At 66.3% G+C, this 7,818-nt stretch carries 7 protein-coding genes; all 7 read right to left on the bottom strand.

Annotation, left to right across the window (positions count from 1 at the left end):
- A partial coding sequence (gene flhA, locus ACIRA7_RS13275; RefSeq protein ID WP_396221325.1) for a flagellar biosynthesis protein FlhA occupies positions 1 to 2,015 on the bottom strand: 2,015 nt, incomplete at its 3' end.
- An 11-nt stretch (positions 2,016 to 2,026) separates the two neighbouring features.
- Positions 2,027 to 3,124, bottom strand: a complete 1,098-nt coding sequence (locus ACIRA7_RS13270) for a flagellar biosynthesis protein FlhB (RefSeq protein WP_396221324.1) — start codon at positions 3,122 to 3,124, stop codon at positions 2,027 to 2,029.
- Between the two features lie 3 nt (positions 3,125 to 3,127).
- Positions 3,128 to 3,952 carry a flagellar biosynthetic protein FliR gene (locus ACIRA7_RS13265; protein ID WP_396221323.1) on the bottom strand — a complete coding sequence of 275 codons (825 nt, stop codon included), beginning with the start codon at positions 3,950 to 3,952 and terminating at the stop codon, positions 3,128 to 3,130.
- 14 nt (positions 3,953 to 3,966) lie between these two features.
- Positions 3,967 to 4,236, bottom strand: a complete 270-nt coding sequence (fliQ, locus tag ACIRA7_RS13260) for a flagellar biosynthesis protein FliQ (RefSeq protein ID WP_396221321.1) — start codon at positions 4,234 to 4,236, stop codon at positions 3,967 to 3,969.
- A gap of 220 nt (positions 4,237 to 4,456) precedes the next feature.
- Positions 4,457 to 6,286 carry a flagellar type III secretion system pore protein FliP gene (gene fliP, locus ACIRA7_RS13255; protein WP_396221320.1) on the bottom strand — a complete coding sequence of 610 codons (1,830 nt, stop codon included), beginning with the start codon at positions 6,284 to 6,286 and terminating at the stop codon, positions 4,457 to 4,459.
- 8 nt (positions 6,287 to 6,294) lie between these two features.
- Complete coding sequence (fliN, locus tag ACIRA7_RS13250) at positions 6,295 to 6,702, bottom strand: flagellar motor switch protein FliN (RefSeq protein WP_396221319.1); 408 nt, start codon at positions 6,700 to 6,702, stop codon at positions 6,295 to 6,297.
- Positions 6,699 to 7,700 (bottom strand): flagellar motor switch protein FliM, encoded by a 1,002-nt coding sequence (locus tag ACIRA7_RS13245; protein WP_396221318.1) that lies wholly within the window; start codon positions 7,698 to 7,700, stop codon positions 6,699 to 6,701. The genes fliN and ACIRA7_RS13245 overlap by 4 nt, the downstream gene beginning before the upstream one ends.
- Positions 7,701 to 7,818 lie beyond the last annotated feature (118 nt).

The raw sequence follows: 7,818 nt of genomic DNA, 5'->3' as shown, positions 1-7,818 counted from the left end.
GGCAGGCTGGGCAACACAGGTTCGATCAGGCGGCGCACGCCCACGCGCAGCGACGGCGGCGTGATGAGCGGGAGCGGACGGCCATCCATCGAGTAGGTGCTGGCCATCTGGTTGAGGTCGCGAAGCAGGCCGGCCAGCGATTCCGGCGTGAGAACCGGCGTGTTGACGGCCGACGAGCGCGGTGAGAAGAGACCGAGCAGTGCCGACTCGAGCCGGCCGCCGATGGTGATGCCGCGGACGACACCACTCGGATCGGCGAACAGACGGGCGATGACGTTGGTGAGCGCCTTGCGCACCACTTCGGTGAGCGCTTCCGGATCCTTCGTGGCCTCCGCGCCGTCGCCGATCGCTTCGAGGATCGTGACGAGATCGCGAATGGGCACGCGCTCGCGGAGGAGGCGCTGCAGCACGCGGTGCAGCACGCTGAGCGAGACCTTGTTCGGGATGATCTCTTCGACCAGCGCCGGGTGCGACTTCTTGAGCGTCTCGACCATCTCCTGCACTTCCTGGCGACCGAGCAGATCGGCGGCGCTCGTCTTGAGCGTTTCCAGCAGGTGCGTGGCCACGACCGTGGTCGGTTCGACGACCACGTAGCCGCGCGCTTCGGCGTCGGAACGCTGCGCCATCGAGACCCACTTGGCAGGCATGCCGAACGACGGATCGACGGTGTCCATCCCCTGGACTTCCTCGATCACGCCACCGGTGTTGAGCGCCATGACGAAGCGCGGCAGCACCTCGCCGCGCGCCACTTCGGAGCCGCGCAGTTTGATGACGTATTCGTTGGCCGGGAGCCGGATGTCGTCGCGGATGCGAATGGCCGGCACGAGCATGCCGAGGTCGAGCGCCGCCTGCTTGCGCAGGAGGCCGATGCGTTCGAGGAGATCGCCGCCCTGACTTTCGTCCACGAGCGGGATGAGTGAGTAGCCGACTTCGAGTTCGATGGGATCGATCTGCAGCAGGTCGCGCATCGGATCGCTCGGGGCCGGCGCTTCGACTTCGTCGATCGGCGTGGCGACGAACTGGGCGAGTTCGGCCCGTGTCTTGACGGCCTTCTCCGACATCTTGGCGAGCACCGCAGCGCCCGCGGCCAAGGCGAGGAAGGGGAACATCGGCAAGCCGGGAATCAGCGCGAACGACGACAGCACGGCCGCCACCATCCACATGGCGCGCGGATGCGCACCGAGCTGCTTGCTGAGCACGGTGCCCATGCGCTCGTTGCCGGCGGCGCTGGTGACCATGAGGCCGGCGGCCGTGCTGATGATCAGCGCCGGCACCTGCGACACGAGCCCGTCGCCGACGGTGAGGAGCGTGTAGGTGCTGGCGGCCTTCTCCAGCGACATCCCCTTCTGGATGACGCCGATGAAGATGCCGCCGATGATGTTGACGGCGACCACGAGAATGCCGAGGATGGCGTCGCCCTTCACGTACTTCGAGGCGCCGTCCATCGCGCCGTAGAAGTCGGCGGTGCGCGAGATCACGTCGCGGCGCGTGCGGGCCTCCTTCTCATCGATGAGGCCGGCCGAGAGATCGGCGTCGATCGCCATCTGCTTGCCGGGCATCGCGTCGAGGGCGAAGCGCGCGCCGACTTCGGCGATGCGGCCGGCACCCTTCGTGATGACGATGAAGTTGATGCCGATGAGCAGCAGGAAGATCACGATACCGACGGCATAGTTGCCGCCGATGACGAAATTCCCGAACGCCTCGATCACCTTGCCCGCGTGCGCCTGCGTGAGAATGAGGCGCGTGGACGAGACGTTGAGGCCGATGCGGAAGAGCGTGAGCAGCAACAGCAGCGCGGGGAAGCTGCTGAAGTCGAGCGGATCGGTGGTGTACAGCGACACCAGCAGCACGACGAGCGACAAGCCGATGCTGGCGGCCAGGAACAGGTCGAGCATGATCGGCGGCAACGGCACCACGATCAGTGCCAGAATGAGGACGACCGCGATGGCGAGGGCGACTTCTGCCTTCTTGCCGGGCTCGATGGGGAGCGAGATAGGGAGTGCTGCGCTGGTCACTGGACTGTTCCTCAGGCGGCGGCCGTTCCACGCCAGGAGGCGCCGAACCGTTCACGTTGGCGCATCACGAAGGCCAGGACTTCGGCCACGGCCAGATACATCTCGACGGGAATGACGGTGCCCACTTTGGCGACGACGATGAGCGCGCGGGCGAGGGGGATGTTTTCGATCACCGGCACGTTGTGCTTGAAGGCGAGTTCCTTGATGCGCAGGGCGATCTTGCGCTGGCCGATCGCGACGACGTACGGCGCGGGGGCGATCTCGGGGTCGTACTTGATGGCGATGGCGATGTGCACCGGGTTCACGATGACGACATCGGCCTTGGGGACGGCCGCGAACATCTGCCGACGAATCCGCTCGCGTCCGATCTGCCGACGGCGCCCCTTCACTTCCTGATTGCCTTCCTGCGACTTCGCTTCGTCCTTCACTTCCTGCTTGGTCATCTTCAACGACTCGGTCGTGGTGTACTTCTGCCACGCGTAGTCGGCGAGTGCCAGGACGAGGAACATCAGGCCGGCGTTCTTGAGCAGTGCCACGGCGTACTTGCTCACGACCTGCATGAGCGCGGCGGGCGACCGGTCGAGGGCGAGTCCCTGCACATCGGGCCAGGCATCGGCGAGGGTGGAGTACACGGCCCACGACACGATGCTGAGCTTGAGCAGCGCCTTCACGAGTTCGACGATCGACTGCTTGCCGAAGAGCCGTCCGAGATTGTTCATCGGATTGATGCGGCTGAACTTCGGCGTGAGGGGTTCGGTGGTGAGCAGGCCGCCGGTTTGCACGGCCTGCACGGCAATGGCAATCACGGCGAGGGCCGCCATGACGCCGACCATCGCGACGATGGTGCGAAAGCCGAGGGCCTGCAGAAACGGAATGGTGGACATGCCGCCGCGCTCGAGATCGCCCGAGCGGGCCAGCGTGTTGCCCATCGTGTCGAGCAGGAACTGCCACAGCGGCGGCCCGGCCATCGTCATCGTGAGCGTGGAGCCCAGGAGGAAGGCGGCGGTGGTGAGCTCGGGGCTCTTGGCGATCTGGCCCTTGTTGCGCGCGTCGTCGAGGCGTTTGCCAGAGGGCGCTTCGGTCTTTTCGCCGGATTCGGATTCAGCCATGGATCAACGCCCCCCCGCTGGCGCAGGGGCGAGTTGCACCGCCCGCGCAAAAGTGTCGAGGGTCGTGGCGTAGGCCGGCGTCCAGTCGGCGAGCGCGTGGACGATGAGGCCGATCGACCCGGCGAAGGTGAGCAGGCCGATCCCGATCTGCAGGGGGAAGGCGAGGCTCATGACCTGCAACTGCGGCGCGGCGCGTCCGAGGATCGCCAGCGCGATGTTGGCGACGAGAATGGCCGCGATCACCGGCGCGGCGAACTGCACCCCGCTCGAGAAGATCGTGGTGCCGGCCTTGGTGACCGACAGCATTCCGTTGGCGAGATCGAGCGGGGCGCCGAGTGGCATCGCCACGAAGCTCTGCGCGACCGCCTGCAGCATGATGAGATGCCCGCCCCCGGTGAGCAGGAGCGTGAGAGCCAGCAGCTGCATGAAGGTGCCGAGCACGGCGCCCTGCGTGTTATTGACGGGATCGAGAATCGCCATGCCGGAGAGACCGATCGAGTTGGTCATCAACTCACCCGCGAACTCGGCACCGGCCACGATGATCGCCGCGGCGAAGCCGATCACGAAGCCGATGATGGTCTCGCTCAGGAACGTCACCGGCGTAATGCGGAGCGTGGCGAGATCGGCGGTCGCCGAGGCGCTCGGAATGAGCAGCGTGGCGAAGACGACGAGCAGCGCGGTGCGGAGCTTCATGGGGAACGTCTTCGCGGACCACGCCGGGGCCACCAGCAGCAGCCCGCCCACGCGGAGCGCGGTCAGCACGAAGGCCGTCGCGACGCCGGGAGCGAAGAAGTCAGGAAGGCCGAACAGGCCCGGGGATGCCGTCACAGGATCGATCCGGCTCAGCCGACCATCGCGGGGATGCCGCGAAAGAGTTCGGTGGTGTAGCGGATCAGGATCTGCAGCAACCACGGCAGACCGACGATGAAGGCGCCGCCCACCAGGACGAGCTTCGGCACGAAGGCGAGCGTCTGTTCCTGGATCTGGGTCACCGACTGGATGATCGATACGACGAGCCCCACCCCGAGGGCGATGAGCAGCATCGGCGCGGCGATCATGAGCGCGGTCATGATGGCTTGGCGCGACAAGTCGATGACGAGTTGGTGAGACATCCGGGGGTCGGCTCGAGAAAAGAGAACGGTCGATGCCTCAGTAAAGCACGGGCCGTACCACACGCGCCGGGTCGAATGCTGTGCGCTAAATCATTGATTTACATAGACTTGCAAAGCAACAGCGAACCGGTCGTTTTGACCGGTTCGCTGGTTTCGGCAGGAATTGCCGGGTGTCGGTGCGGCGAGAGTTGCCGCTGGGGGCGATCGGCGCCCGCGGCCGCTACTTGAAGCTCTGCACCAGGCTCGTGATGGTCAGTGTCCACCCGTCGACCAGCACGAACAGCAGTAACTTGAATGGCAGTGAGATCATGGCAGGCGGGAGCATCATCATGCCCATGCTCATGAGCACCGAGGCCACGACCGCGTCGATGATGATGAAGGGCAGGTAGATCGCAAAGCCGATCTGGAACGCCGTCCGCAGCTCACTGGCCACGAACGCTGACATCAGGACATGGAGGGGCACGTCGTCCACGGAGTTCGGACGCGGCATGCGGCTCATGTCGACGAACGTCTTGAGGTCGGCCTCGCGCGTCTGACGCAACATGAAGGTGCGCATCGGCTTGACGCCGGTCTTCATCATCTCGACCTGCGTGATCTTCCCATCGAGCCAGGGCTCGATGGCCTCCCGGTTGACCTGCGTAAGCGTGGGGGTCATCACGAACCCGGTCAGCAGCAGGGCCATGCCGGCCAGCAGGTGTGCCGGCGGCGCACTCTGCGTGCCCATCGCCTGCTTCAGGAAGTTGAGGACGATCAGGATGCGGGTGAATCCTGTCATCATGAGCAGCAGCGTGGGGAGCAGCGTGAGCAGCCCCATCATCACGACGATGCCCACGGTACCGTTCAGGCGAAGCCCGCCGGTCTCGCCGTCGCCGCCGAGCTTCACATCCATTTGCGGCATCATGCGCATGATGGCGTCGTCGGTGCCGACCGGCGCCGGTGACGCGAGGACCGCACGGCCGTTCGCCTCACGGGCGGAGTCGACCACGAGTTGCGACATCGGACGCCGCGAAGCCGCCGCCTGTGCCGTCAGCGACGCGCCGTTGTCGGCGCCGGGGGTCACGCCCAGGCGCGAGTTGCGGCTCTTCGGCGGTACGGCGCTGGGCGTCGTGGCCGCCGGCGCCGTCGTGGGCGTAACCGTCTGGGCGGCGGCCGAGGTGGCCGCACCCGGCAGCGCCGGCGTCTGGAGGGTGGTCGGCGTCGCCGCGACTGCGGCTTGCGGCACTGCCTGTGGCGCTGCCGTCGGCGTGGCCGGCGGTGCTGCCTGCGAGCGCAGCGTCGTGGGGCCAAGCAGGAGCATGGCCGCGGCGAACGCGGCGAGACGCGCCGCGCCGCCCAGAGAAATCCCCAGCATCGTGCGGAAGTCCCGTTCAGCCATCGCCTTCGGGGCTACGGCCTTCGCTGGCATCGCCTTCGGCGCTACGGCCTTCGGCGGTACGGCCTTCGGCGCATACGTGAGGGCGTCGCCGCGGCGCGTGGTCATGGGCGTCGTCAGGAACGACGGCACCTCGCAACGCTCGGTTGGCGAGAACGGCAGGACGACCAGCGGCACCACACGCGGCGTTACACTGGGCGCCATACTCGGCGCGATAGTCGGCGCGATAGTCGGCCCCACCGGCGCGACACCGGCGTCGAGGGCCGCCTGGACCGTGGTCTCGTTGAGCGAGCGGCTGAAGATCGCGCCGAACTTGCCCGGGAGCGACGCCGTCAACGCCGTCGGCAGGGTGAACGACGCGGTGGCGGCCGCGCTCGACACCATCGGCACTGGCAACGTGCTCGTCGCGATCACGCGCTGACGATCGGCTTCATTGAGTTCGAACAGCTGACGGACGCCACCTTCGCCGACCGAGAGTGCCATCACCCGTTCTCCGACGCGCACCACGGCGAGCCCGGTTTTCGGGCCCAACGGAATGCGCTGCACGACTTCCAACGGCACGCGTGTTTTCGACGCGAGGGTGCCGGCCCCGAAGCGCTTGAGCGCCCACAGGCAAACGGCACCAAGTCCGAGGACGAAGGCGAGAGCGGCAACGACACCAAAGGCGGCGGAAAGCATGTCAGGCCTCAGGCGGCGTTTGCAGCGCCGATGGCCTGATTGGCCAGGACACGGGTGATGCGCACACCGAAGTGCTCGCCGAGCACCACGACTTCGCCTTCGGCAAAGCGCCGGTCGCCCACGTAGATGTCGATCGGTTCGCCCGCGAGGCGGTCGAGCTGGATCACGGACCCACGACCGAGGCGGAGAATCTCCTGGACCGTCATCGAGGTGCGGCCGAGTTCGATGGCGACGGGGAGGGAGAGATCCAGGAGCATGCCGATCGGGACTTCCGTGGTGCTCATGATCGTCTGCTCGAACTCGGTGAGCTGTGGGGTGCGGACGGAGGCGCCGGGCCTGGTGGATCCGTCCGGGGACGACGAGACGGAGTTGGCGCCTTGTGCGCTGCCGACGAGCGCGTCGATGTCGGGGTTCATGCGGAGGTCGTCCGTGAGTCAGGGAGCGAGGAGCCGGGTACGGCATCGAGGATGCGTACCGCGAGGTTGCCGCTCGTCCGGCCGGGATGGCCGAGAAAGCGTTCCTGCGAGCCGGCACGCACGATCACGCGCGCGTCGGTCGAAATGCCGGTGGGGATGATCGTGCCTTCCGTGAGGCTGGCGATGTCGCGCATCGAGACGTGGAATTCGGGCAGGCGCGCGGTCACTGGCACTTTCGTCAATCGCAGCGAGGTCTCGCTCTGGTGGCGCGTGACCTCGCGTTCCTCAGCGCTCGTGGTGAGCATGGCGGTGCGTTGCTGTCCGCCCGCCGTGAAGAATTTGTCGAGCACGGAGAAGGGGAGGCACAGGAGCAGCAGGCTGCTCACGCCTCCGGTGCTGAACTCGATGTTGGCCACCAGTACGGGATCTTCCCGGTTGATGACCTGCAGGATTTCGGGCGACGACTCGAATCCGGAAATGCTCAGATCCATCGGGACATGGTCGCTCCAGATCTCCTGAAGGAGCCCCGTGATCTTGTCGGCAACCGACCGGACGGCGAGCCGCTCGATGGGGGTCAGCGTGCGCATGAGCGTGGTGCCCGCGCCCTCCCCGCCGAAGAGCCGATCGATGATGTACGTGCTGAATTCGGGACCGAGGTCGATGACGCCCTTCTGTCCCGTGCCGGCGATGTCGAAGATGAACGACGAGCAGGGCCTCGGCAGCGACAGCGTGAACTCACCGAACGTGAACTGCTCGACACTGTTGAGCGTCATTTCGATCTGCGCGCGCACGCGCGCGACGAGCCACCCTTCCAGCCCCTTCACGAGGCGCTCGTACATTGCCTCAAGGGAGCGGAGTCGCTCCTTCGAGACGCGCCGCGGACTGAAGAAGTCGTAGAGCTGGACCGGCACACCGGCGTCTTTGGCGCTGGGCGCTGGTGCCGCACTCGGGTCCAAGAGGCGGTCGATGTCGATCTGGCTGAGAGCGTCGGTACTCATCGTCTGGTCGGTGCGGCGCGCTTACTGAACGACGAACTGGGGGAAGTAGATGCGCTTCACCGAGTTCTTGCCGATGCGCTCGTCGATGGCCTTGATGATTTCGGTCTTGAACTGCTCG

This window comes from Gemmatimonas sp. (assembly GCF_044376735.1).
Lineage (GTDB): Bacteria > Gemmatimonadota > Gemmatimonadetes > Gemmatimonadales > Gemmatimonadaceae > Gemmatimonas.
Note: the sequence above shows the minus strand (reverse complement) of the source record. Positions and strands in the feature narration are given on the sequence as shown.